The sequence below is a fragment of the Jejuibacter sp. L23 genome (assembly GCF_050815825.1).
Classification (GTDB): domain Bacteria; phylum Pseudomonadota; class Gammaproteobacteria; order Enterobacterales; family Enterobacteriaceae; genus Jejubacter; species Jejubacter calystegiae.
Genome location: NZ_CP138199.1, coordinates 3,669,924 through 3,693,962, shown reverse-complemented (window position 1 = coordinate 3,693,962; position 24,039 = coordinate 3,669,924). Strand labels below are relative to the sequence as shown.

The window sequence follows — 24,039 nt, the reverse complement described above, 5'->3', positions numbered from 1 at the left end:
CCTGTCGCTCCTCCGGCTCTCCGTGAATGCTCCGGCGTTTTTTAAGCCGGGATTAGGCCACTACTGTCATGTACTGCGATAGACATCAACTTGCGCTGGCTTCTTCCTCTTTATCTTTACCGCGCTGGCGGCGGCGCGCCAGCCGCACCAGCGGTGGAACCACGATTATCAACACGGCCAGCACCAGCAGGGATTTGGCCACGCCGCTTTCCCACAGGATATTAAGATTGCCATTACTGATAGAGAGCGCGCGGCGCAGGTTCTGCTCCAGCAGTTCTCCCAGCACGAAGCCCAGAATCAGCGGCGACATTGGGAAATGCATTTTGCGCAGGATGTAGCCCAGGATCCCCAAACCTACCATCAGCAGCAGGTCGAAGGTGGTGCTGTGTACCGCATAAACCCCTACCGCAGAGACAGCGGCGATAGCCGGTACCAGGAACCATGAAGGGATAGCGAGCATCCGGGTAAACAGGCCGATCAGCGGGATGTTCATCACCAGCAGCATCACGTTGGCGATAAGCAGCGCCGCGATCAACCCCCAGACGATATCGGGCTGTTCGGTGAACATCGCAGGACCTGGGGTGATGTTATAGAGCGTCAGGGCGCCCATCATCACCGCCGTGGTGCCGGAGCCAGGAACGCCGAGCGTCAGCATCGGAATAAAGGAGCCGCAGGCCGAGGCGTTATTCGCCGCTTCCGGTGCCGCCACGCCGCGAATATTCCCTTTACCAAAGCTCTCTTCATCGCCGCTGATTTTTTTCTCCATCATCCAGGTGATAGCGCTGGCGATGGTGGCACCGGCGCCGGGTAGGATCCCTACGAAGAAACCGATGAACGAGGATCGCAGCGTGGTGCCTGCGCACTGGCGCGCTTCCTTAAGGTTAAACAGCAGGCGCCCGGTTTTGCGCACCAGGCCCTGGCCGCTACTGGTGCTCTCCAGCATCAGCAGGATCTCGGATACCGAGAACAGGCCAATCACCACCACCACAAACTGGATGCCGTCGGAAAGATGCACGCTGTCGAAGGTAAAGCGGTAAACCCCGGTATTGGCATCGACGCCGACTGTCGCCAGCCCCAGACCGATTAACGCCGCCAGGAAGGACTTCAGCGGGTTCTGAGCCATCATGCTGCCCAGACAGGCGATAGCAAACACCATCAGCGCAAAGTATTCCGCCGGACCGAAGGCCAGCGACCAGTTGGCCAGCAGCGGGGCGAACAGGATGATACCGCAGATAGCGATCAGCGATCCCACGAAGGAGCTGACGGCAGAAATAGAGAGCGCCACGCCTCCGCGTCCCTGTTTCGCCATCGGGTAACCGTCCAGCGCCGTCATAATGGCGCCAGCATCCCCCGGAACATTAAGCAGGATCGAAGAGATACGCCCGCCATATTCACAGCCGATATAGACGGTGGCCAGCAGTATCAGCGCCGATTCGGGGGGCAGATGCAGGGCAAAGGCCAGCGGCAGCAGGATAGCCACGCCGTTAATCGGTCCAAGGCCCGGCAGCAGCCCGACGATGGTGCCGACAAAACAGCCGATCAGGGCGATCATCAGGTTGCCGGGGGTCAGTGCCACGGCAAAGCCCTGGGAAAGATAGAGCCAGGTATCCATCGCGGTCTCCGTTATTGAGGCAGCCACGCGCCCAGGGGCAGCGTGACGTCCAGCAGTCGATCAAAGGCATACCACAAGGCGATGCCCAGGAAGGCGCCGGAAAGCAGCGCCGCGGGAAGCCTGGCGCCAAACAGCAGGCCAAGCGTGGCGGTGAGTAACGCGGTGGCCAGCGCAAAGCCGAGCCACTCAAAACTCCAGGCGTAAATCACCAGCGCCAGCATCATAATCAGCAGGCGGCGCAGGGTAGTGGCAGACGGCCAGTCCACTTTTTCCGGGCGGCGCACCAACAGCATCAGTGAGCACAGCAGCATCAGCGCCATAATGACGACCGGAAAGGGACGAGGCCCCACCGGCTCATAGCTGTATTCGCTGTGGATCTGCCAGCCGACAATCAGCCCACCGATACATAGCAACGCCCAGATAACGGCAAAAATACGATCGCTCATCGTAGCCTCCGGTTATTTCGCCAGACCGAACTCTTTGGCTTTATCGCGGTAGTAGGTCACCTGTTTCTTCACGTAGGCATCCAGATCTTTGCCGGTTTTATTGAATTCAAACAGGCCGCGCAGATCGCGCTGTTTCTTGAATTCGTCGCTCTGCTGGAGTTTGTTAAAGGCGTCCACCCACCACTGATAATCGGCGTCGCTAACCTTAGGCCCAACGTAGAAACCGCGCATCACAGACCATTCCACGTCGTAGCCCTGCTCTTTGGCGGTGGGGATATCAGCCAGCTTGCCGGGCAGGCGCTTGTCCGACAGCACTGCCAGTACGCGGATCTTATCGCCGCCGACATAGGGGATCATTTCACTCAGATCGCCGGAGATGGCCTGAACGTGATTGCCGAGCAGAGCGGTAATGGGTTCGCCGCCCCCTTCAAAGGCGACGTAGCGCATCTTGCGCGGATCGACCTTCGCCTGTTGAGCGACAAGCGCCGTTTTCATCCAGTCCTGGCTGCCGATAGAGGCTCCGGCACCAAAGACGACGTCGTTGGGATTCTTTTCCAGCGCGGTCATCAGATCCTTCAGGTTTTTCCACGGGGAGTCGGCGCGAACGGCGATCATGCCGTAGTCGGTACCGACGCTGGCGACCCAGCGCACATCGTCAACGCCGTAGCGGCCAAACTTGCCCTGAGCCAGGTTAAGCAGGGAGCCGCCGGAAAAGGCGACCACGGTGCCGGGCTCGTCCGGGCGCTGGGCGATGACGGCGTTATAGGCCACAGCCCCCACGCCGCCAGGCATATAGGTGACACGCATCGGTTTTTCGATGGCGCCGGTCTCCAGCATGCTGACCTGCAGCAGCTTACAGGTCAGGTCGAAGCCGCCGCCGGGCTTGGCGGGAGCGATACATTCGGTACGCGACGGCGCCTTTTGCTCCGCCTGGGAAGGCAGCGCGCCGAGCAGCAGGGGGAACACGGCCAGGGTCGCGATCAGGCTCTTTTTCATTGCTTATCCTCATACCATAGATGTGAGTCATTGTTATTGCTTGTCGTGGACCGCCGGTGACGGCCTGGTTGCGTGATTGTTAAGGCAGTTACCTTTCATTTCCCTTTCAGCGACGGATGGATGTGAATTTATGTGACGGGGGTCGTGGGTTAACCGGCTGAAGAGACGAGATTATCGCGGTACCGTTTTGCTAACCCACCTGCAAATACGGCAATCATTTGTTGCAAAAATGTAATGTATTTCCATGATCTCTGTGGATCGGAAATCACGACGTCTCACATACCCGTTCGGGTTTTGCGGAGACGTACAAGAATAAGAGCAGGGGAAAATGCGTCTGTTACTGGCTGAGGATAATCAGGAGCTGGCCCACTGGCTGGAAAAGGCTCTGGTACAGAGCGGCTTTGCCGTGGACTGTGTGTTTGACGGCCAGTCGGCCGATCATCTGCTGCAAAACGAGGGCTATGCCGTGGCGGTGCTGGATATTGAGATGCCGCGCCTTGACGGCCTGGCGGTACTGCAGCGCCTGCGCCAGCGTGGACAGTCGCTGCCGGTACTGCTGCTGACGGCCCGCAGTTCGGTGGCGGATCGGGTTCGGGGGCTGAATCACGGCGCCGACGACTACCTGGCAAAACCGTTCGAGCTGGAGGAGCTGGATGCCCGACTCAGGGCGCTGGTACGGCGCAGCGAGGGGCAACTGCAGGAGACCCAGTGTCTGGGGGAACTGAGCTGGCATGATGGCGGCTACTTCGAACTTCAGGGGCGGCCGCTGTCGCTGACGCCGCGCGAACAGGCGCTATTGACGGTGCTGATGTATCGTCGCCGTCGCCCGGTGGCACGCCAGCAACTGTTCGAGCAGATTTTTAGCCTGAGCGACGAAGCCAGCCCGGAAAGCATTGAAATCTACGTTCACCGGTTACGCAAGAAGCTACAGCCCGGCAACGTGCGTATCACCACCATCAGGGGGCTCGGCTATTTGCTGGAGTGCAGCGATGAACTGGCTTAAAGGTCCTTCATCGCTGCTCTCCCGCCAGTTGCTGTTTCTTGGTCTGCCGCTGGTGGTGCTGTGGGGGTTTTCGGCCTTCAGCAGCTATATCAGCGCTATGAATGCCGCCACTCAGGCGTTTGATCGAATGCTGCTGGCGTCCACTCGTACCGTGGCGGAACGGTTGGTGGTGCGCAATGGGCGATTGCAGGTGGATGTGCCCTGGGTGGTGCTCGACAGCTTCGAGCGCAATATGGATGACCGACTCTACTACAAGGTGGTTGATACCGAGGGCAGGGTGATTTCCGGCTATGACAGCCTGCCGGATATTCCTGGCGGCACGCCGCGCAGTGAACTCTATCCGGCACTGGCGTGGTTCTGGCATACCCGCTGGCGCGGGCAGGGAATGCGGGTGGCCTGTCTGTTGCAGCCGGTAAACGAAGGGGGCATCAACGGTATGGCCAGGATCTACGTGGCCGAAACCCTGCAATCCCGGCGTGAGATGGCGGCGAACCTGCTGGCGTCATCGCTGTGGACCCAGGGGGGACTGGTGATACTGACCCTGATTTTGAGCGGGTGGCTGCTGCGCCGCGTACTGCGGCCGCTGCGTCGTCTTTCGGCGCATCTGGCCCGGCGCCAGCCTGGCGATCTCTCGGCGTTACCGGCGCTGCTGCCGTGGTCGGAAACCCGGCCGTTGATGAGTGCCTTTAACCGCTATCTTGAACGTCTGCGGCACCTGATTGCCCGCCAGGCGCGCTTTAGCGCCGATGCTTCGCACCAGTTGAAAACGCCGCTTACCGTGCTGAAGACCCAGGTGGCGGTGGCGCTGGCAAGTCAGGATCCTCAGGTATGGCGCCAGAGCCTGGAGGCGATGAGTGGCACTCTGGACGGCACGGTACAGCTCACAGAGCGGCTGCTGCAGCTGGCCAGTCTTAAGCGTCGCGAGCCGGGAAGTCAGGCCTTTACCCGGATCGATCTGGTGGCGCTGGCCCAGGCCTGCTGTTTTTCCCGGCTCACCCAGGCGCGCAGTCGGCGTATTGACCTGGGCTATGAAGGGGAAACCAGTCCGGTCTGGATTGACGGCGAAGAGCTACTGTTGGCGGAAATGTGCGCCAATCTGCTGGATAACGCCCTGAAATATACGCCTACTGGCGGCACCGTCACCGTACGGGTGGTATGTCAGACGCCCCAGGCGCTGCTGGAAGTAGAGGACAGCGGGCCGGGGATCGACGAGCATCAGACGCAGCAGGCGCTCACGCCGTTTCGCCGTCTGGAACAAGGATCGATGCAGCCGGGAGCGGGACTGGGGCTGGCGTTGGTTAATGATATCGCGCGCTGGCACCGTACCAGGCCGGAACTGCTGCATGGAGAAACGCTGGGGGGATTACTGGTGCGGGTGCGGCTGATGAGCCGTGAAAAGCGGGGGCCCTGAGGCCCCCGGCGGGAATTACTTCTGTGCTTTTAGCGCTTCCAGCGCGCTTGCGACGCCCGCGCCGTAGGCCGGATGCACCTGGGTAAACAGGCCAATCTGGCGTTCCTGAATAAATTCCGGCACCTGCGCCAGTTCGCCGGCGATACGACCAAACATCCGCTGATGCTCTTCTTCGCTCAGCAGTTCAAACAGCTTGCGCGGCTGGCTGAAGTAGTCGTCATCTTCCCGGTGGTTCCAGTGATCGGCGGCGCCTTCCAGCGACAGCGGCGGTTCGCTGTAATCCGGCTGTTCCTGGAATACCCCAAAGCTGTTCGGCTCGTAGGTCGCGCCGTTACCGCTGTTACCGTCAACGCGCATGGCGCCGTCGCGGTGATAGTTGTGGAACGGGCAGCGCGGGGCGTTGACCGGGATCTGGTGATGATTCACGCCCAGGCGATAGCGGTGAGCATCGCCGTAGGAGAACAGACGGCCCTGCAGCATACGGTCTGGCGAGAAGCCGATACCGGGAACGATGTTGGCCGGAGACATGGCAACTTGCTCGACTTCGGCAAAGTAGTTGTCCGGGTTGCGGTTCAGCTCCAGTTCGCCCACTTCAATCAGCGGGTAGTCGGCATGCGGCCAGACTTTGGTCAGATCGAACGGGTTGTAGGGTACCTTAGAGGCGTCGGCTTCCGGCATCACCTGAATGTAGAACTTCCAGCGCGGGAAGTCGCCTTTTTCAATAGATTCAAACAGATCGCGCTGGGAGCTTTCGCGGTCTTCGGCCACCAGGCGTTTGGCTTCGTCATCCATCAGGTTTTCAATACCCTGCTCGCAGCGCAGGTGGAATTTCACCCAGAAGCGCTGGTTATCGGCATTGATAAAGCTGTAGGTGTGGCTACCAAAGCCGTGCATAAAGCGGTAGCCGCGCGGCAGGCCGCGATCGCTGAAGTCAATGGTCAACTGATGCAGGGATTCCGGTAGCTGAGAGAAGAAGTCCCACTTATAAGTTGGGTTACGCAGGTTGGTACGCGGATCGCGTTTCACTACATGGTTGAGATCCGGGAATTTCAGCGGGTCACGCAGGTAGAACACCGGGGTATTGTTGCCCACCAGATCCCAGTTGCCTTCTTCGGTATAGAATTTGATGGCGAAACCGCGGATATCGCGTTCGGCATCGGCGGCGCCACGTTCACCGGCAACGGTGGAAAAACGGATGAAAAATTCGGTCTTTTTCCCCTGCTCGAAGACTTTGGCACGGGTATAGCGGCTGATATCCTGGGTGATGGTAAAGGTGCCGTAAGCGCCGGAGCCTTTGGCGTGCATGCGGCGTTCGGGAATCACTTCACGGTCAAAGTGCGCCAGCTTTTCCAGAAACCAGACATCCTGTAGCAGCATGGGGCCACGCGGGCCTGCGGTCGCTACGTTATTGTTGTGAGCCACAGGGGCGCCTGCGCCAGTAGTTAAGCCTTTCTTGCTCATCGATTGTCTCCCTGGGATAAAATCGGGTGGGTTGTTAATTTTCCGTTTATGACGGATCACGCTACGCCTTATTGTTGTCCTGGTTGTTGATCGCACGCAATTTGGCTTTCTCTATCACAGTTATTTTCCCTGCCTGTCATAATCATCATAAAAATAAGGATTTTTCTGCACTTCCGGGCTGGGATAAGGCCTGGATTTTGAAATATCCAGGCGCAGGAGGTTATTCAGGCTGACCGCCAGGCTATAGTGGAACTCTTTATTTGTGCGGGACCGAACGATGATAAAAGTAGAAATGCTCTCCACTGGCGATGAAGTGCTGTATGGGCAGATTGTGGATACCAATGCCGCCTGGCTGGCGGATTACCTGTTCGAACAGGGGTTGCCGATGAGCGGGCGTAGTACCGTAGGGGATAATCTGGAAGCGCTGGTTTGCGCTTTGCAGCGTCGTAGCCGGGAGTGCGACGTACTCATCGTTAACGGCGGTCTGGGGCCGACCAGCGACGACCTCAGCGCCGAGGCGGCGGCCCGTGCCGCAGGTGTGGCGCTGGTGGAGGATGCCGGCTGGCTGGAGACCATGGCGCGTTACTTCTCTTCCCGCGGTCGCGAGATGTCGCCCGCTAATCGCAAGCAGGCGCTGATTCCGCAGGGGAGTGAGGTCATCGACAACCCGGTGGGCACCGCCTGCGGCTTCGCGATGCGGCTGAATGGCTGTCTGCTCTGCTTTACCCCGGGCGTTCCCAGCGAGTTTAAAACCATGGTGGCCCAACAGATCCTGCCGATGCTGCGTCGCTGCTTTGAACTGCCTGCGCCACCGCTCTGCCTGCGCCTGACCACCTTTGGGCGCGGTGAGAGCGAGCTGGCTCAGGCGCTGGATACCCTGCCGCGCCCACAGGGTGTGACGCTGGGTTACCGCTCTGCCATGCCGATTATCGAACTGAAGCTAACAGGCCCGGATGCCATGCGTACACAGATGATGACGCTGTGGCAGGAGGTGCGGCGAGTGGCGGGTGATAGCCTGATTTTTGAAGGTACAGACGGCCTGGCTGCACGGCTTGCCGGGCTGCTTGCGGCTCGGGAGTTGCGGCTTGCGGTCAGCGAACAGTTTACCGGTGGCCTGCTGTGCTGGCAGTTGGGGGAGGGCGGCGTGACGCTACAGGCGGGGGAAGTTCTGGCGCCGCCATCTCAACCGGAAACTTTGGTACAGAGCGCGGCACGAGCGGCCCGGTTTGCAGAACAAACTCAGAGCGATCTCGCGCTGGTGGTGGGAGCCCGGCAGGAAGAGCATCTGAATCTGGTGCTACATACGCCTGAGGGGAGCCAGGGGCTGAAGATTTCGCTTAACGGTCGGCGCTACAGCCAGCGCGACCTTCAACAGGTGTGCGCCATGATGGCGCAGAACATGCTACGCCGCTGGCTGGAAGGGCTGCCGCTGGAGGCCAGCCATAGCTGGATCCAGGTGGAGTCGCGTTTTCCTTCCTGACCTGTCGCCCCGGAGAATCATTCCGGGGCTATTTCCAATATGTTGTTTTTCGACCGCCAGAAAGTTCCCTGTCACCCGTTTTGGGTATTTTAATAATGATTTTTTGTTTTTTTGTGAGCGAAAACGCGCAATTGGTAATGGGGATTGTGTGGTTTTCTGGGCGCTGTCGTCATTTTTTAATAAATATGTAACACAATGTGCGATGTTTCACATTAAAATATGCTCGTATTCACTATTATTACGCTCGAAAAAGAAAATTGATTATTCTTTAATCAGTTAATAATCAAAATAATCAGTGAATTGCCAGAAATAAAACGCCACGGAGGCTACATGTTAACTATTTTTAAACCCGCCGCGCATAAGGCGAGGCTACCGGCTGAAAAAATCGATCCGGTTTATCGTCGTCTGCGCTGGCAGATTTTTATGGGGATATTCTTCGGCTACGCCGCTTATTACCTGGTGCGTAAGAACTTTGCGCTGGCGATGCCTTATCTGGTAGAGCAGGGTTTTTCCCGCGGCGATCTGGGTTTTGCGCTTTCCGGCATTTCCATCGCCTACGGTTTTTCCAAATTTATTATGGGCTCGGTCTCCGATCGCTCGAATCCGCGCGTTTTTCTGCCGGCGGGGTTAATTCTTGCCGCCGCCGTGATGCTGTTTATGGGATTTGTACCCTGGGCGACGTCCAGCATTGCCGTGATGTTCGTACTGCTGTTCCTGTGTGGCTGGTTCCAGGGAATGGGGTGGCCGCCGTGCGGGCGTACCATGGTGCACTGGTGGTCCCAGAAAGAGCGTGGCGGCATCGTTTCGGTCTGGAACTGCGCCCATAACGTGGGCGGCGGTATTCCACCGCTGCTGTTTCTGTTGGGGATGGCCTGGTTCAACGACTGGCACGCGGCCCTGTATATGCCCGCTTTCGCCGCCATTCTGGTCGCGCTGTTCGCTTTCGCCATGATGCGCGATACGCCGCAATCCTGCGGCCTGCCGCCGATTGAAGAGTATAAGAACGACTATCCGGACGATTACAGCCAGGAGCACGAGCAGGAGCTGACGGCGAAGCAGATCTTTATGCAGTACGTTCTGCCGAACCGCCTGCTGTGGTACATCGCTATCGCGAACGTTTTTGTCTATCTGCTGCGTTACGGCATTCTCGACTGGTCGCCAACTTACCTGAGAGAGGTGAAGCACTTCGCGCTGGATAAATCCTCCTGGGCCTATTTCTTCTATGAGTATGCCGGTATTCCCGGGACTCTGCTGTGCGGCTGGATGTCCGATAAGGTGTTCAGAGGCAATCGCGGCGCTACCGGCGTCTTCTTTATGACTCTGGTGACCATCGCCACGGTGGTGTACTGGTTGAACCCCCCCGGAAATCCGGGAATCGACATGACCTGTATGATCGTTATCGGCTTCCTGATTTATGGTCCTGTGATGCTGATTGGTCTGCATGCTCTGGAGCTGGCGCCCAAGAAGGCGGCGGGGACTGCGGCAGGCTTTACCGGGCTGTTCGGCTACCTGGGTGGTTCAGTGGCCGCCAGTGCGATAGTCGGCTATACCGTCGACTTCTTCGGCTGGGATGGCGGCTTTATGGTGATGATTGGCGGCAGCGTGCTGGCGGTACTTCTGCTGCTGGTCGTGATGATAGGTGAACATAAGCACCATCGTGAAATGCAGGCAAAACAGGAGAACAAAGGATGATATTCCAACGACGACTGGCAGGCGTCGGTATAGGTATCGTGGTTGCCGGTATGATGGTGGGTGCGGCGGCTCAGGCACAGGATAAGCTCGTTATCGCCCATCGCGGCGCCAGCGGCTATCTGCCGGAGCATACGCTACCGGCCAAGGCGATGGCCTATGCTCAGGGTGCGGATTACCTTGAGCAGGATCTGGTGATGACCAAAGATGATCAACTGGTGGTGCTACACGACCACTATCTGGACCGGGTCACCGATGTGGCTAAGCGTTTTCCGGGGAGGGCCCGTAAGGACGGGCGCTATTACGCCATTGATTTCACCCTGGCGGAAATTAAGTCGCTGAAGTTTACCGAAGGGTTCGATATCGAAAACGGTAAGCAGGTGCAGACTTATCCCGGCCGCTTCCCGATGAATAAGTCGGATTTTCGGGTTCACACCTTTCAGGAAGAGCTGGAGTTTATTCAGGGTCTGAATCACTCCACCGGTAAAAATATGGGCATCTATCCGGAAATTAAGGCGCCCTGGTTCCATCATCAGGAAGGCAAGGATATTGCGGCGAAGGTGCTGGATGTTCTTAAACAGTATGGCTATACCGGTCCACAGGATAAGGTTTATCTGCAATGCTTTGATGCGAATGAGCTTAAGCGGATTAAAAATACCCTGGAGCCGCAACGCGGTATGAACCTGAAACTGGTGCAGCTTATCGCTTATACCGACTGGAATGAAACCCAGCAGCAACAGCCGGACGGTAAATGGGTGAATTACAGCTACGACTGGATGTTTAAACCCGGCGCCATGAAGCAGATTGCGCAATATGCCGACGGTATTGGCCCCGATTACCATATGCTGGTAGAAGAGGGCTCAACCAAAGGCAACATTCGCCTGACCGCGATGGTGAAAGAGGCCCACGCCAGTAATATGGTGGTACACCCTTATACGGTACGCGCCGATGATTTACCGGACTATGTGAGCGACGTCAATCAGCTGTTCGACCTGCTCTATAACCGGGATAACGTGGACGGCCTGTTCAGCGACTTCCCCGATAAGGCCCGCGCTTTTCTTGATAAATAAGCAACGACCATAAAAAAACGCCAGTCGGTATGCACCGACTGGCGTTTTTTCTGACCTTAATCAGTCACATCTCGATTTCGATATCGCCTGTAGCCTGGCAGCAGCAGGGCAGTATCTCGCCGGGCTGAATAAAGGCCAGCGGCTGACTCAACCAGTTAACCTGGCCGGCGATCAATCGGGTACGACAGGCGCCGCAATAGCCTTCGCGGCACTGATACTCCACATCGACCTGGTGCGATTCCAGCGCCGCCAGCAGCGACGGGTGTTCGTCCTGGCACTGGAGCTGGGTGCCGCTGTGGCGAAGGAGGATACGGAAAGCCATAATCAGAGCTGGAAGTTGCTCAGATCGTCGGCGTCGATATTGGAATCGATCTGACCGACCAGGTAAGAGCTGACTTCCACTTCCTGAGGCGCGACCTGAACGTTGTCAGACACCAGCCAGGCGTTGATCCAGGGGATCGGGTTGGAGCGGGCTTTGTCGTACGGCATATCCAGGCCCACTGCATTCATACGAATGTTGGTGATGTACTCAACGTACTGGCACAGAATATCCTTGTTCAGGCCGATCATCGAACCGTCGCGGAACAGATAGTTGGCCCACTCTTTTTCCTGCTGCGCCGCCATAACAAACAGATCGTAGCACTCCTGCTGGCATTCACGGGCAATCTCGGCCATTTCCGGGTCATCTACGCCGCTACGCATCAGGTTGATCATATGCTGGGTGCCGGTCAGGTGCAGCGCCTCATCACGGGCGATCAGCCGGATGATTTTGGCGTTGCCTTCCATCAGTTCGCGCTCGGCAAAGGCGAAGGAGCAGGCGAAGCTGACATAGAAGCGAATCGCTTCCAGGGCGTTCACGCTCATCAGACACAGGTAGAGCTTTTTCTTCAGCTCGTGCAGGTTAACCGTGACGGTCTTGCCGTTAACGTTGTGGGTGCCTTCGCCCAGCAGATGCCAGTAGCTGGTCATCTCAATCAGGCCGTCGTAGTAGGTGGAGATATCCTTCGCGCGCTTGAGGATCTCTTCGTTGGTGACGATGTCGTCGAACACCAGCGCCGGATCGTTGACGATGTTCCGGATGATATGGGTATAAGAGCGCGAGTGGATGGTTTCTGAGAAGGCCCAGGTTTCCACCCAGGTTTCCAGTTCCGGAATCGAGATCAGCGGCAGCAGGGCGACGTTCGGGCTACGGCCCTGAATGGAGTCCAGCAGGGTCTGATATTTCAGGTTGCTGATAAAGATATGTTTCTCGTGATCCGGCAGGCTCTGATAGTCAATGCGGTCGCGGGAGACATCCACCTCTTCCGGACGCCAGAAGAAAGAGAGCTGCTTCTCGATAAGCTTTTCGAAAATCTCGTATTTCTGCTGGTCGAAGCGGGCCACGTTGACCGGCTGACCGAAAAACATCGGTTCGCTTAGCTGGTCGTTTTTCGTCTGTGAAAATGTGGTGTATGCCATGTTATTTGTTCCTGTGATACGAAAAACAGGGGCAGGTTAGCCCGCCCCCTGATATCAGATTTTGCAAGCGCCGCTTTCGCAGCCATCATCCTGGATGGAAGGCGCCAGGTCGTCCTGAGAATCTTCCGCGCCGTCGCGGGTGTTCTGATAGTAGAGCGTCTTCACACCGAACTTATAGGCGGTCAGCAGATCCTTAAGCAACTGCTGCATCGGCACCTTACCTGACGGGAAGCGTACGGGATCGTAGTTGGTGTTGGCGGAAATCGACTGATCGATAAACTTCTGCATCAGGCCTACCAGCTGCAGGTAACCGTCGTTGCCCGGCATATCCCACAGCAGCTCATAGTTATCCTTCAGACGCTCATATTCCGGCACCACCTGGCGCAGAATGCCGTCTTTCGAGGCCTTAATGCTGATGTGGCCGCGCGGCGGCTCGATACCGTTGGTGGCGTTCGAAATCTGCGAAGAGGTTTCAGACGGCATCAGGGCAGAGAGTGTCGAGTTGCGCAGGCCGTGAGTCTTAATGGATTCACGCAGAGCCTCCCAGTCGCAGTACAGCTGCTCGTTGCTGATGGCATCGAGATCCTTTTTATAGGTATCGATGGGCAGCACGCCTTGCGCGTAGGTGGTTTCATTGAACCACGGGCAGGCGCCCTGTTCCTTCGCCAGTTCGTTAGAGGCTTTCAGCAGCCAGTACTGGATAGCTTCGAAGGTTTTGTGAGTCAGATTGTTAGCGCTGCCGTCGGAGTAGCGGACGCCGTGCTTCGCCAGGTAGTAGGCGAAGTTGATAACGCCGATACCCAGAGTACGACGGCCCATTGCGCCGCGTTTCGCTGCCGGAATCGGGTAATCCTGGTAGTCGAGCAGGGCATCCAGCGCACGTACCGCCAGGGTGGCCAGCTCTTCCAGCTCGTCCAGGCTTGAGATGGCGCCCAGGTTAAAGGCGGAAAGGGTGCACAGCGCGATTTCGCCGTTTTCGTCGTTCACGTCGTCCATCGGTTTGGTCGGCAGGGCGATCTCCAGGCAGAGATTGCTCTGGCGAACCGGCGCCACCTGGGCGTCGAACGGGCTGTGGGTGTTGCAGTGATCCACGTTCTGGATGTAGATACGGCCGGTAGAGGCGCGTTCCTGCATCATCAGAGAGAACAGCTCTGCGGCCTTAATGCTCTTCTTACGGATGCTGCCGTCATTTTCGTACTGCACGTACAGGCGCTCGAACTCTTCCTGATTGGCGAAGAAGGCGTCGTAGAGGCCAGGCACATCGGACGGGCTGAACAGCGTGATGTCGCCGCCTTTCAGCAGGCGGGTATACATCAGCTTGTTGATCTGCACCCCGTAGTCCATATGACGGACGCGGTTAGCTTCGGTACCACGGTTGTTTTTCAGTACCAGCAGGCTTTCGACTTCCAGATGCCACATCGGGTAGAACAGGGTGGCGGCACCGCCGCGAACTCCGCCCTGGGAGCAGGATTTCACCGCCGTCTGGAAGTGCTTGTAGAACGGAATACAGCCGGTGTGGAACGCTTCGCCGCCGCGGATCGGGCTGCCCAGGGCGCGGATACGACCGGCATTGATGCCGATGCCGGCGCGCTGGGACACGTATTTCACAATGGCGCTGGAGGTGGCGTTAATGGAGTCCAGGCTATCGCCGCACTCAATCAGCACGCAGGAGCTGAACTGGCGGGTCGGGGTACGTACGCCGGACATAATCGGCGTCGGCAGCGAGATCTTAAAGGTGGAAATCGCGTCATAGAAGCGCTTCACGTAGTCCAGACGGGTTTCGCGCGGATAGCCAGAGAACAGGCAGGCGGCAACCAGAATATAGAGGAACTGGGCGCTTTCGTAGATTTCGCCGGTCACGCGGTTCTGGACCAGGTATTTACCTTCCAGCTGTTTTACCGCGGCGTAGGAGAAGTTCATATCGCGCCAGTGGTCGATAAAGCCATCCAACTGCTCGAACTCTTCCCTGGTATAGTCTTCCAGCAGGTGGCGGTCGTATTTACCCATTTCCACCATTTTGGATACATGATCGTAAAGCTTCGGCGGTTCGAACTGGCCGTAGGCTTTCTTACGCAGATGGAAGATGGCCAGACGCGCAGCCAGGTACTGGTAGTCCGGCGCTTCGCGGGAAATCAGGTCTGCCGCCGCTTTGATCATGGTCTCGTGGATATCGGAGGTTTTCATCCCGTCGTAGAACTGGATCTGGGAACGCAGTTCAACCTGAGAGATGGAGACGTTATTCAGCCCCTCTGCCGCCCAATCCAGTACCCGATGGATTTTATCCAGATTAATGCGCTCAGTGCGACCGTCACGTTTTGTAACCAGCAGACTCTGATTCATGTGGGAAATACCTGTCCGTGAGATGAAAATATCCCCCGTTTTATTCACAGAAGCAGCCCTGTGACTAACTCTGTGGATAAATACTATATGTAGGGGGTTGAAGATAAATGAACCGCTATATGGTGAGTATTCTAGTAAGGAATCTCGGGAGAACAAGTATTGATTTTGTTATCAAATTGGGGTTGTCAGGTAGGGGATTTCGCTAAGTCCACGCCACGTAAGGGCCGGGCGGGTTGTCAATGACCTGGAAAAAAAAATGAAAATTTGATCGAGTGCTGAATTCTTAGCCCTGCCAGGAAAAATCCATTCTGAAACCAGGTAAAAGTCCTGGAGAAAACCGGCACCTTTCGGGTGCCGGAATGAACAGCTCAGGCCGTTGTATGCAACATATAGTTAACATCCACGCCGGGACCCAGGGAAAAGCGATCGCGCAGCGGGTTATAGTGCAGGCCGGTCATATGTTTTTCCCGTAACCCGCTGCTACCCACCCAGCCAACCAGCTCCGCCGGCTTGATAAATTTCTTCACGTCGTGGGTGCCACGCGGCACCATGCGCATAATATATTCCGCGCCGACCACCGCCATCAGCCAGGCTTTGCCATTACGGTTGATGGTCGAAAAGAAGATGTGGCCACCGGGTTTTACCAGGCGTGCACAGGCGTTGACCACCGATTGCGGATCCGGCACGTGCTCCAGCATTTCCATGCAGGTCACTACGTCATAGGCCTGAGGATGCTGGTCGGCATGCTGTTCCACGGTTTGCTGAACGTATTCGACCTGGATACCGCTTTCCAGCGCGTGGAGGCGCGCCACCTGCAGCGGCTCGGCGCCCATGTCCAGACCGGTGACCGTGGCGCCTTCCCGGGCCATGCTTTCGCTCAGAATGCCGCCGCCGCAGCCGACATCCAGCACTTTCTTGCCAAACAGGCCGCCCGCGCGTTCGCAAATATAGCCCAGACGCAGGGGGTTAATGCGGTGCAGGGGGCGGAATTCCCCCTCCATATCCCACCAGCGGGAGGCGACCGCTTCGAATTTGGCAATCTCATCCCGATCGACATTGGGTGAAAGCGGCGCGTTTTCTTGATTCATGGCGGTTCACACTCCTTCTTTGTTGTAAAAGCGAGTATATCAGGCCGGGCGCCTGAATAAAGCGCCGGGAGAGCGCTATCCTGCTTACCTGAGCCGCCAGGGCTGTGTTATAATTTTTGACCTTTAAATCCGGGATACAACAGAGGGATAGCGGTTACATGAGCGACCTTGCCAGAGAAATTACACCGGTCAATATTGAGGAAGAGCTTAAGAACTCTTACCTGGACTACGCGATGTCGGTCATTGTTGGCCGTGCACTGCCGGACGTCCGCGATGGCCTCAAACCGGTTCACCGTCGCGTCCTGTACGCCATGAACGTACTGGGAAATGACTGGAACAAAGCCTACAAAAAGTCGGCCCGTGTCGTTGGTGACGTAATCGGTAAATACCATCCCCACGGCGATTCCGCTGTTTATGACACCATTGTTCGTATGGCGCAGCCTTTCTCCCTGCGCTATACCCTGGTCGATGGCCAGGGTAACTTCGGCTCCATTGACGGCGACTCCGCGGCAGCGATGCGTTATACCGAGATTCGCCTGGCGAAGATCGCCCATGAGCTGATGGCCGATCTGGAAAAAGATACCGTCGACTACGTGGATAACTACGACGGTACCGAGAAAATTCCTGATGTGATGCCGACTAAGATCCCTAATCTGCTGGTTAACGGCTCTTCCGGTATCGCGGTGGGGATGGCGACCAACATTCCGCCTCACAACCTGACCGAAGTCATTAACGGCTGCCTGGCCTATATAGATGATGAAGACATCAGCGTTGAAGGGCTGATGGAGCACATCCCCGGGCCGGACTTTCCCACCGCCGCCATTATCAATGGCCGCCGCGGGATCGAAGAGGCCTACCGTACCGGTCGCGGTAAGATCTACATTCGCGCGCGCGCGGAAGTGGAAACCGACGCGAAAACCGGGCGTGAAACCATCATCGTTCACGAGATTCCCTACCAGGTTAACAAAGCGCGTCTGATCGAAAAGATCGCCGAACTGGTAAAAGATAAGCGCGTCGAAGGGATCAGCGCCCTGCGCGACGAATCCGATAAAGACGGGATGCGCATCGTTATTGAAGTGAAACGCGATGCCGTGGGTGAAGTGGTGCTGAACAACCTTTACTCCCAGACCCAGCTTCAGGTCTCTTTCGGGATCAACATGGTCGCGCTGCACCACGGTCAGCCGAAGATCATGGCCCTGAAGGAGATACTGGAAGCCTTCGTCCGTCACCGCCGCGAAGTGGTGACCCGCCGTACCATTTTCGAACTGCGTAAGGCCCGCGATCGTGCGCATATCCTGGAAGGTCTGGCGATCGCCCTGGCCAATATCGACCCGATCATCGAACTGATTCGCCGGGCGCCGAACCCGGCCGAAGCCAAAGCGGGTCTTATCGCGAAAGCCTGGGATCTGGGTAATGTCTCCGCCATGCTGGAGCGTGCTGGCGACGACGCGGCACGCCCCGAATGGCTGGAGCCGGAATATGGTATTCGTGACGGTAAATATCATCTGACCGAACAGCAAGCTCAGGCGATTCTGGATCTGCGTCTGCAGAAACTGACCGGCCTGGAGCACGAAAAGCTGCTCGACGAATATAAAGAGCTGCTGGAACAGATTGCCGAACTGCTGCACATCCTTGGCAGTGCCGAGCGCCTGATGGAAGTGATTCGTGAAGAGCTGGAGCTGATTCGCGATCAGTTCGGCGACAACCGCCGTACCGAAATCACCGCCAACAGCGCTGACATCAACATCGAAGACCTGATAAGCCAGGAAGATGTGGTCGTCACCCTGTCTCATCAGGGCTATGTGAAGTATCAGCCGCTTACCGATTACGAAGCTCAGCGTCGCGGCGGTAAGGGCAAATCTGCTGCCCGTATAAAGGAAGAGGACTTTATCGACAGGCTGCTGGTGGCCAACACCCACGACACCATCCTCTGCTTCTCCAGCCGCGGTCGTCTGTACTGGATGAAGGTCTATCAGCTACCGGAAGCCAGCCGCGGCGCCCGTGGTCGACCTATCGTCAACCTGCTGCCGCTGGAAGCGGACGAACGTATTACCGCTATTCTGCCGGTGCGTGAATACGAGGAAGGGGTCAACGTCTTTATGGCAACCGCCAGCGGTACCGTGAAGAAAACTGCCCTGACCGAGTTCAGCCGTCCGCGTAGTGCCGGTATCATCGCCGTGAATCTGAACGATGGCGACGAACTGATTGGCGTGAACCTGACCGATGGCAGCGACGAAGTGATGCTGCTCTCCGCTCACGGTAAAGTGGTGCGCTTTAAGGAAGACGCCGTGCGCGCCATGGGTCGTACCGCTACCGGCGTACGCGGCATTAAGCTTGCCGAAGGCGACCGTGTGGTATCGCTGATTGTTCCGCGCGGCGAAGGGGCTATCCTGACCGTCACGCAGAACGGCTACGGTAAGCGTACTGCCGTGAGCGAGTATCCGACCAAGTCCCGCGCCACTCAGGGGGTTATCTCTATCAAGGTGACCGAGCGTAACGGTCACGTGGTGGGCGCGGTTCAGGTGGATGACTGCGACCAGATCATGATGATCACCGATGCCGGTACCCTGGTGCGTACCCGGGTTTCCGAAGTGAGCATCGTGGGCCGTAATACCCAGGGCGTGATTCTGATCCGTACCGCGGAAGATGAAAACGTAGTGGGTCTGCAGCGCGTGGCTGAGCCGGTGGATGACGAAGAGCTGGACGCTATCGACGGTAGCGTGGCGGAAGGCGAAGATGAAATCGCGCCGGAAACCGACAGCGATGATGACGCTGATGCCGAAGGCGACGATAACGCCTGATTGGTTTAGTTGACGTGATAAACCGGCCGGGGAGACCTGGCCGGTTTTTTTATACGCGCGTTCAGAACAGCAGCAGGCCGATAATAAAGAGCGGCGCTGAGAAGAGCAGGGCGGTCATACAGAACCCCATGATATCGCGCACTCCCAGCCCGGCAATGGCCAGCGCAGGCAGCGCCCAGAATGGCTGAGCCATATTCATCCACTGTTCTCCATAGGCGATAGCCATTACTGATTTGCCCATATCAGCGCCCAGCTCCTGAGCGGCCTGCATCACAAAGGGGCCCTGAATCACCCAGTGGCCGCCGCCGGAAGGTACCGCGAAATTGATTAATGCCGAGCTAAAAAAGGTCATCAGTGGAAAGGTGTCCTGACTGGAGACCCGAATAAAAAATTCGGTAATCAGGCCACCGAGGCCGGAGTGTTCCATCATCAGTTGAATACCGGCATAGAAGGGGAACTGAATCAGGATCCCGGCAGTGCTGCGCGCCGCCGCGACGGCGGCACGCATATAGGCCATTGGCGTGCCGTGCAGCAGCAGTCCGGCAATCATAAACATCAGATTGACGGTGTCGATCGTGATGTTAAAGCCGTGGCCGATAAACCAGATAACCAGAAAGGCGATACCGAGCGCGCCGATAATCAGCGCCAGCAGGCGGCTCTCTTCCAGACGTTCGGCAGGAGTCGCGTCGGTAGCCAGGGTCTTGCGGGTCGGGGCCTCTTCACGCAGCAGTTCGGGATCGATGGTTACCACCTGGTGCGGCGCGGGCATCATCATCCGGGTCACCAGCGGCATCACCACAATCAGTGCCAGGGTGATAAACAGATTAAAACCGGTAAACAGCGTCTGACTGACCGGTATCAGGCCGACGATGTGCTCCACCGGATTACCGGGTGTTGCCGCCAGCAGCGGCATCGATCCGGAAAAACCGCCGCCCCAGGTCAGAAAACCGATATAGGCGCAGGCGATCAGCAACGGATAATGGGAACCCGCTACCCGCCGCGCGACTTCCCGGGCGAACATGGCGCCGACCACCAGTCCGAATCCCCAGTTGATGACACAGGCGACGGAGCCGAAGAAAGTGACCAGCATCACACCCTGGGTCGGCGTTTTTGCCAGCGATGCGGTGCTGCGCAACAGGCGCCTGACCGGGCCGGAGCTGGCCAGCGCGTGGCCGGTCACTACAATCAGCGCCATCTGCATGCTGAACTCCAGCAGATTCCAGAAACCGTCGCCCCACATGCCTACCAGCGAAACCGGCGTGACGGGGGTCAGCCATAGCGCCAGCCCAAAGACCAGCAGGGTTAACAGCATGGCGAAAATGAGCGGATCGGGCAGCCAGCGGCTGACCAGACGCGTCATCAGGTATGAAATACGCCCGGGCATCAGGTTTCTCCTGTCAGTTTGCTGAAAAGCGGCGCCCGACTGCGGGCCACGTATGGGATGCAGTGTGGTAAATGTTAATTAATAGTTAAAGAAAGTTTTATTAATTGTGTGATTCAGGCGGGCTTTGTCGACGGGCGGCAAAGTAAATCGGCCACAGGAATGGGAGTCCTGGCGTTGCGGGAGAAGGCGTTTGCGGATACCTTATCCGCATTCCTCCAGAGGTATTAAGGACGCCGGGGCCGCTTTGAAATATTTTGTCTCCTTTCGCACCACGCTGAAAGTTTCTCGCTATCTGTTTCGCGCGCTGGCGCTGCTGCTCTGGTTACTGATCGCGCTGTTCTCGGTATTTTACATCGTGAATGCGCTGCATGAGAAAGAGTCGGAGATTCGCCGCGAATTTAATCTGAGCTTCGATCAGGCCCAGCGTTATATCCAGCGCACCTCGGATGTCATGAAGGAACTGAAATATATTACCGAAAACCGTCTGGAAGGCGCCCGGCAGCCGCCGCTCCACAACAGCGACGATGAAACCGTTCAGCCGCCCAATTTTGTGCCGCTGTTTGCGGATTCTGACTGCTCGGCGCTGGGCAACACCTGGCGTGGTTCGCTGCAGTCGTTGGCCTGGTTCCTGCGCTACTGGCGGGAAAATTTTTCGGCCGCTTACGATCTTAATCGGGTATTTCTGGTCGGCGGCGACAGCCAGTGCATGGCGGATTTCGGGCTACGAAACTTGCCACTGGAGCGCGAAGGGGCGCTGAAATCCCTGCACGATAAGGTGCTGAAGTATCGCAATACTCCGCAAAATGAACAGTCCAACAGCCTGTACTGGATAAGTCAGGGACCGCGCCCGGGGATCGGCTATTTCTATACTCTGACGCCGGTCTATCTGGCGAACCGCCTGCAGGCGCTGCTGGGCGTGGAGCAGACCATCCGGATGGAGAACTTCTTTACGCCGGGCAGTCTGCCGATGGGGGTTACCGTACTGGATGAAAACGGTCATCCGCTGTTTTCACTCACCGGCGGCGATAGCGCTATTGTGCCGGACAGCCGCTGGGTGCAGGAGCGCGCCTGGTTTGGCTATACCTCCGGCTTTAAAGAGCTGATCCTGAAAAAGAATCTGCCGCCTTCTTCACTGAGCGTGATCTATTCGGTGCCGGTGGATATGGTGCTGGAGCGCATCCGGATGCTGATTCTGAATGCGGTGCTGCTCAATGTGCTGGTGGGGATCGTACTCTTTACCCTGGCCCGCCTGTACGAGCGGCGGATCTTTATTCCGGCGGAATCCGACGCCCAGCGTCTGGAAGAGCACGAACAGTTTAACCGTAAGATCGTAGCCTCGGCGCCGGTGGGGATCTGCATTTTGCGTACCCAGGACGGCACCAATATCATCAGTAACGAGTTGGCTCACAACTACCTGAATATGCTGACGCCAGAAGACAGGCAGCGCCTGACCCAGATTATCTGCGGCCAGCAGGTCAACTTCGTGGACGTGCTGACCAGCGACAGTACCAATCTACAGATAAGCTTCGTACATTCGCGCTATCGCAACGAGAATGTGGCGATCTGCGTGCTGGTAGACGTCAGCGCCCGCGTGAAGATGGAAGAATCCCTGCAGGAGATGGCCCAGGCGGCGGAGCAGGCCAGTCAGTCGAAGTCGATGTTCCTGGCGACGGTCAGCCACGAACTGCGTACCCCGCTGTACGGTATTATCGGTAACCTGGATCTGTTACAGACCCGGGAACTGCCGAAAGGGGTCGATCGGCTGGTCACGGCGATGAATAACTCCTCCAGCCTGCTACTGAAAATTATCAGCGATATCCTCGACTTCTCCAAAATCGAATCGGAGCAGTTGAAGATCGAACCGCGCGAGTTTTCGCCGCGTGAGGTGATGAGCCACGTGACGGCCAACTATCTGCCGCTGGTGGTGCGTAAGCAGCTCGGGCTCTACTGCTTTATTGAACCGGATGTCCCGCTGGCGCTGCGTGGTGACCCGATGCGTCTGCAGCAGGTGATCTCCAATCTGTTAAGTAACGCAATCAAGTTTACCGACGTGGGCTGCATTATTCTTCACGTCTCGGTGGATGACTGCTATCTGCGTTTCCGGGTTCGCGATACCGGGTTGGGAATCGCCGCTAAAGAGGTGGTGCGTCTGTTCGACCCCTTCTTCCAGGTGGGTACCGGCGTACAGCGCAACTTCCAGGGAACCGGTCTGGGGCTGGCGATTTGTGAAAAACTGGTCGGCATGATGGATGGTGATATCGCGGTGGATTCGGAGCCTGGCATTGGCAGTCAGTTCACTATCCGTATTCCGCTGTATGACGCGCGCTTTTCGATGCCAGAGGGCATTGAGGCACTGGAAAAGAGCTGTTGCTGGCTGGCGGTGCGCAACGCTTCACTGTACCACTATCTGGAGCGACTGCTCGGACGTCACGGCATTCCGGTCCAGCGCTATAACGGCGAAACGCCGGGCGAAGAGGACATACTACTGGTGGACGACGATCCGCATAATCAGTGGGCGGGCAGGGCGCAGGTGGTCTTCTGTCGGCGCCATATTGGCGCGCCGCTGGAACGTGTCCCGGGCTGCTGGATTCACAGCGTCTCCTCGCCCCATGAACTGGTTGCGCTGTTGGGCCGTATCTTTAGCGTAGAGGTGCAGCACGAGGGGGGCGCGCCGGAGCTACCGGCACCGGACACCATTCGCGAGCAGAATGACGATATGATGATTCTGGTGGTGGACGATCATCCGATTAACCGCCGCCTGCTGGCGGATCAGCTGGCCTTGCTGGGCTATCCGTGTCTGACCGCTAACGATGGGGTGGACGCGCTGAATGTGTTGAGCAAGAATCATATCGATATCGTCCTCAGCGACGTCAATATGCCCAATATGGACGGCTATCGTCTGACTCAGCGAATTCGCCAGCTGGGGCTGACGCTGCCGGTGGTTGGGGTAACGGCGAATGCGCTGGCGGAAGAGAAGCAGCGCTGCATTGAGTCCGGAATGGATAGCTGCCTGTCGAAGCCGGTGACGCTGGATATTATCAGGCAGACCCTGGCGCTTTATGCTGAGCGGGTGCGTAGTACCCGGGAATAAAAAAGCTCTCCGTAAGGAGAGCTTTTTTACCGGAGCATGTTGTTACTCTTTATCGGCGGGCGTCAGGCTGACCGAAGAGAGATAGTTCAGCAGGGCGATGTCGTTATCAACGCCCAGCTTCATCATGGCCGATTTCTTCTGGCTACTGATGGTTTTAATACTGCGGTTCAGCTTGCGGGCAATCTCCGTGACCAGGAAGCCCTCGGCGAACAGGCGCAGTACCTCGCTCTCCTTCGGAGAGAGACGCTTGTCGCCATAGCCGCCGGCGCTGATTTTTTCCAGCAGGCGGGAAACGCTCTCCGGGGTAAACTTCTTCCCTTTTTGCAGCGCGGCCAGAGCCTTCGGCAGATCGGTCGGGGCGCCTTGCTTAAGGACGATCCCTTCGATATCCAGATCCAGCACGGCGCTGAGAATAGCCGGGTTGTTGTTCATCGTCAGAACGATGATCGACAGGCTCGGGAAGTGGCGCTTGATGTACTTAATGAGCGTAATGCCATCGCCATATTTATCGCCCGGCATGGAGAGATCGGTGATCAGCACATGCGCGTCAAGTTTCGGCAGGTTGTTGATTAAAGCTGTGGAATCTTCAAACTCACCGACAACGTTCACCCACTCAATCTGCTCAAGAGACTTGCGGATGCCAAACAGTACGATCGGATGATCGTCGGCAATAATTACGTTCATGTTGTTCATGTAATAGGCTACCTTG

The 24,039-nt window shown here is 57.2% G+C and carries 17 protein-coding genes; 7 read left to right on the top strand and 10 right to left on the bottom strand.

Annotated features, from left to right (window positions below):
- Positions 1-85 precede the first annotated feature (85 nt).
- The 3 genes from SCU88_RS17605 to SCU88_RS17595 are packed head-to-tail and all read right to left on the bottom strand — an operon-like array spanning position 86 to position 3,054.
- Positions 86-1,612, bottom strand: a complete 1,527-nt coding sequence (locus tag SCU88_RS17605) for a tripartite tricarboxylate transporter permease (RefSeq protein ID WP_138098538.1) — start codon at positions 1,610-1,612, stop codon at positions 86-88.
- An 11-nt stretch (positions 1,613-1,623) separates the two neighbouring features.
- Positions 1,624-2,058, bottom strand: a complete 435-nt coding sequence (locus SCU88_RS17600) for a tripartite tricarboxylate transporter TctB family protein (RefSeq protein ID WP_138098536.1) — start codon at positions 2,056-2,058, stop codon at positions 1,624-1,626.
- A gap of 12 nt (positions 2,059-2,070) precedes the next feature.
- Positions 2,071-3,054, bottom strand: a complete 984-nt coding sequence (locus SCU88_RS17595) for a tripartite tricarboxylate transporter substrate-binding protein (protein WP_175341192.1) — start codon at positions 3,052-3,054, stop codon at positions 2,071-2,073.
- Positions 3,055-3,382: 328 nt separating this feature from the next.
- On the opposite strand from SCU88_RS17595, the gene tctD reads away from it, so the two are divergent.
- The gene (tctD, locus tag SCU88_RS17590) at positions 3,383-4,057 is read left to right on the top strand and encodes a transcriptional regulator TctD (RefSeq protein ID WP_175341191.1); all 675 of its coding nucleotides are present in this window, start codon (positions 3,383-3,385) and stop codon (positions 4,055-4,057) included.
- Positions 4,044-5,468, top strand: a complete 1,425-nt coding sequence (locus SCU88_RS17585) for a sensor histidine kinase N-terminal domain-containing protein (protein WP_175341190.1) — start codon at positions 4,044-4,046, stop codon at positions 5,466-5,468. Before tctD ends, SCU88_RS17585 begins: the two co-directional genes overlap by 14 nt.
- 15 nt (positions 5,469-5,483) lie before the next feature.
- Here the strand turns inward: SCU88_RS17585 and SCU88_RS17580 are convergent, their stop codons facing one another.
- The gene (locus SCU88_RS17580) at positions 5,484-6,929 is read right to left on the bottom strand and encodes a catalase (RefSeq protein ID WP_175341189.1); all 1,446 of its coding nucleotides are present in this window, start codon (positions 6,927-6,929) and stop codon (positions 5,484-5,486) included.
- Between the two features lie 277 nt (positions 6,930-7,206).
- On the opposite strand from SCU88_RS17580, the gene SCU88_RS17575 reads away from it, so the two are divergent.
- The 3 genes from SCU88_RS17575 to glpQ all read left to right on the top strand — a co-directional run bounded on the left by SCU88_RS17575 (position 7,207) and on the right by glpQ (position 11,168).
- Complete coding sequence (locus SCU88_RS17575) at positions 7,207-8,409, top strand: nicotinamide mononucleotide deamidase-related protein YfaY (protein WP_175341188.1); 1,203 nt, start codon at positions 7,207-7,209, stop codon at positions 8,407-8,409.
- Between the two features lie 330 nt (positions 8,410-8,739).
- Entirely contained in the window at positions 8,740-10,101 is a 1,362-nt protein-coding gene (gene glpT / locus SCU88_RS17570; RefSeq protein ID WP_138098524.1) for a glycerol-3-phosphate transporter, read from the top strand.
- Positions 10,098-11,168, top strand: coding sequence for a glycerophosphodiester phosphodiesterase (gene glpQ / locus SCU88_RS17565; RefSeq protein ID WP_175341187.1), 1,071 nt, complete (start codon positions 10,098-10,100; stop codon positions 11,166-11,168). Before glpT ends, glpQ begins: the two co-directional genes overlap by 4 nt.
- 64 nt (positions 11,169-11,232) lie before the next feature.
- Here the strand turns inward: glpQ and yfaE are convergent, their stop codons facing one another.
- The 4 genes from yfaE to ubiG form a co-directional block, all read right to left on the bottom strand.
- Entirely contained in the window at positions 11,233-11,490 is a 258-nt protein-coding gene (gene yfaE, locus SCU88_RS17560) for a class I ribonucleotide reductase maintenance protein YfaE (RefSeq protein WP_138098520.1), read from the bottom strand.
- A gap of 2 nt (positions 11,491-11,492) precedes the next feature.
- Positions 11,493-12,626: a class Ia ribonucleoside-diphosphate reductase subunit beta gene (gene nrdB, locus SCU88_RS17555; RefSeq protein ID WP_175341186.1), complete on the bottom strand. Its 1,134-nt coding sequence runs from the start codon at positions 12,624-12,626 to the stop codon at positions 11,493-11,495.
- A 54-nt stretch (positions 12,627-12,680) separates the two neighbouring features.
- Complete coding sequence (gene nrdA, locus SCU88_RS17550; RefSeq protein ID WP_175341185.1) at positions 12,681-14,966, bottom strand: class 1a ribonucleoside-diphosphate reductase subunit alpha; 2,286 nt, start codon at positions 14,964-14,966, stop codon at positions 12,681-12,683.
- Between the two features lie 368 nt (positions 14,967-15,334).
- Positions 15,335-16,054 carry a bifunctional 2-polyprenyl-6-hydroxyphenol methylase/3-demethylubiquinol 3-O-methyltransferase UbiG gene (gene ubiG, locus SCU88_RS17545; protein ID WP_175341184.1) on the bottom strand — a complete coding sequence of 240 codons (720 nt, stop codon included), beginning with the start codon at positions 16,052-16,054 and terminating at the stop codon, positions 15,335-15,337.
- Positions 16,055-16,212: 158 nt separating this feature from the next.
- Here ubiG and gyrA point away from each other — a divergent pair, with 158 nt between their 5' ends.
- Positions 16,213-18,855 carry a DNA topoisomerase (ATP-hydrolyzing) subunit A gene (gene gyrA / locus SCU88_RS17540; RefSeq protein WP_138098512.1) on the top strand — a complete coding sequence of 881 codons (2,643 nt, stop codon included), beginning with the start codon at positions 16,213-16,215 and terminating at the stop codon, positions 18,853-18,855.
- A 61-nt stretch (positions 18,856-18,916) separates the two neighbouring features.
- On the opposite strand, the gene SCU88_RS17535 is transcribed toward gyrA, so the two are convergent.
- Positions 18,917-20,239 carry a TIGR00366 family protein gene (locus SCU88_RS17535; protein ID WP_175341183.1) on the bottom strand — a complete coding sequence of 441 codons (1,323 nt, stop codon included), beginning with the start codon at positions 20,237-20,239 and terminating at the stop codon, positions 18,917-18,919.
- A gap of 244 nt (positions 20,240-20,483) precedes the next feature.
- Here SCU88_RS17535 and rcsC point away from each other — a divergent pair, with 244 nt between their 5' ends.
- Positions 20,484-23,330: a two-component system sensor histidine kinase RcsC gene (gene rcsC, locus SCU88_RS17530; RefSeq protein WP_175341182.1), complete on the top strand. Its 2,847-nt coding sequence runs from the start codon at positions 20,484-20,486 to the stop codon at positions 23,328-23,330.
- Positions 23,331-23,372: 42 nt separating this feature from the next.
- Here the strand turns inward: rcsC and rcsB are convergent, their stop codons facing one another.
- Positions 23,373-24,023, bottom strand: a complete 651-nt coding sequence (gene rcsB, locus SCU88_RS17525) for a response regulator transcription factor RcsB (protein WP_175341181.1) — start codon at positions 24,021-24,023, stop codon at positions 23,373-23,375.
- Between the last annotated feature and the right edge of the window lie 16 nt (positions 24,024-24,039).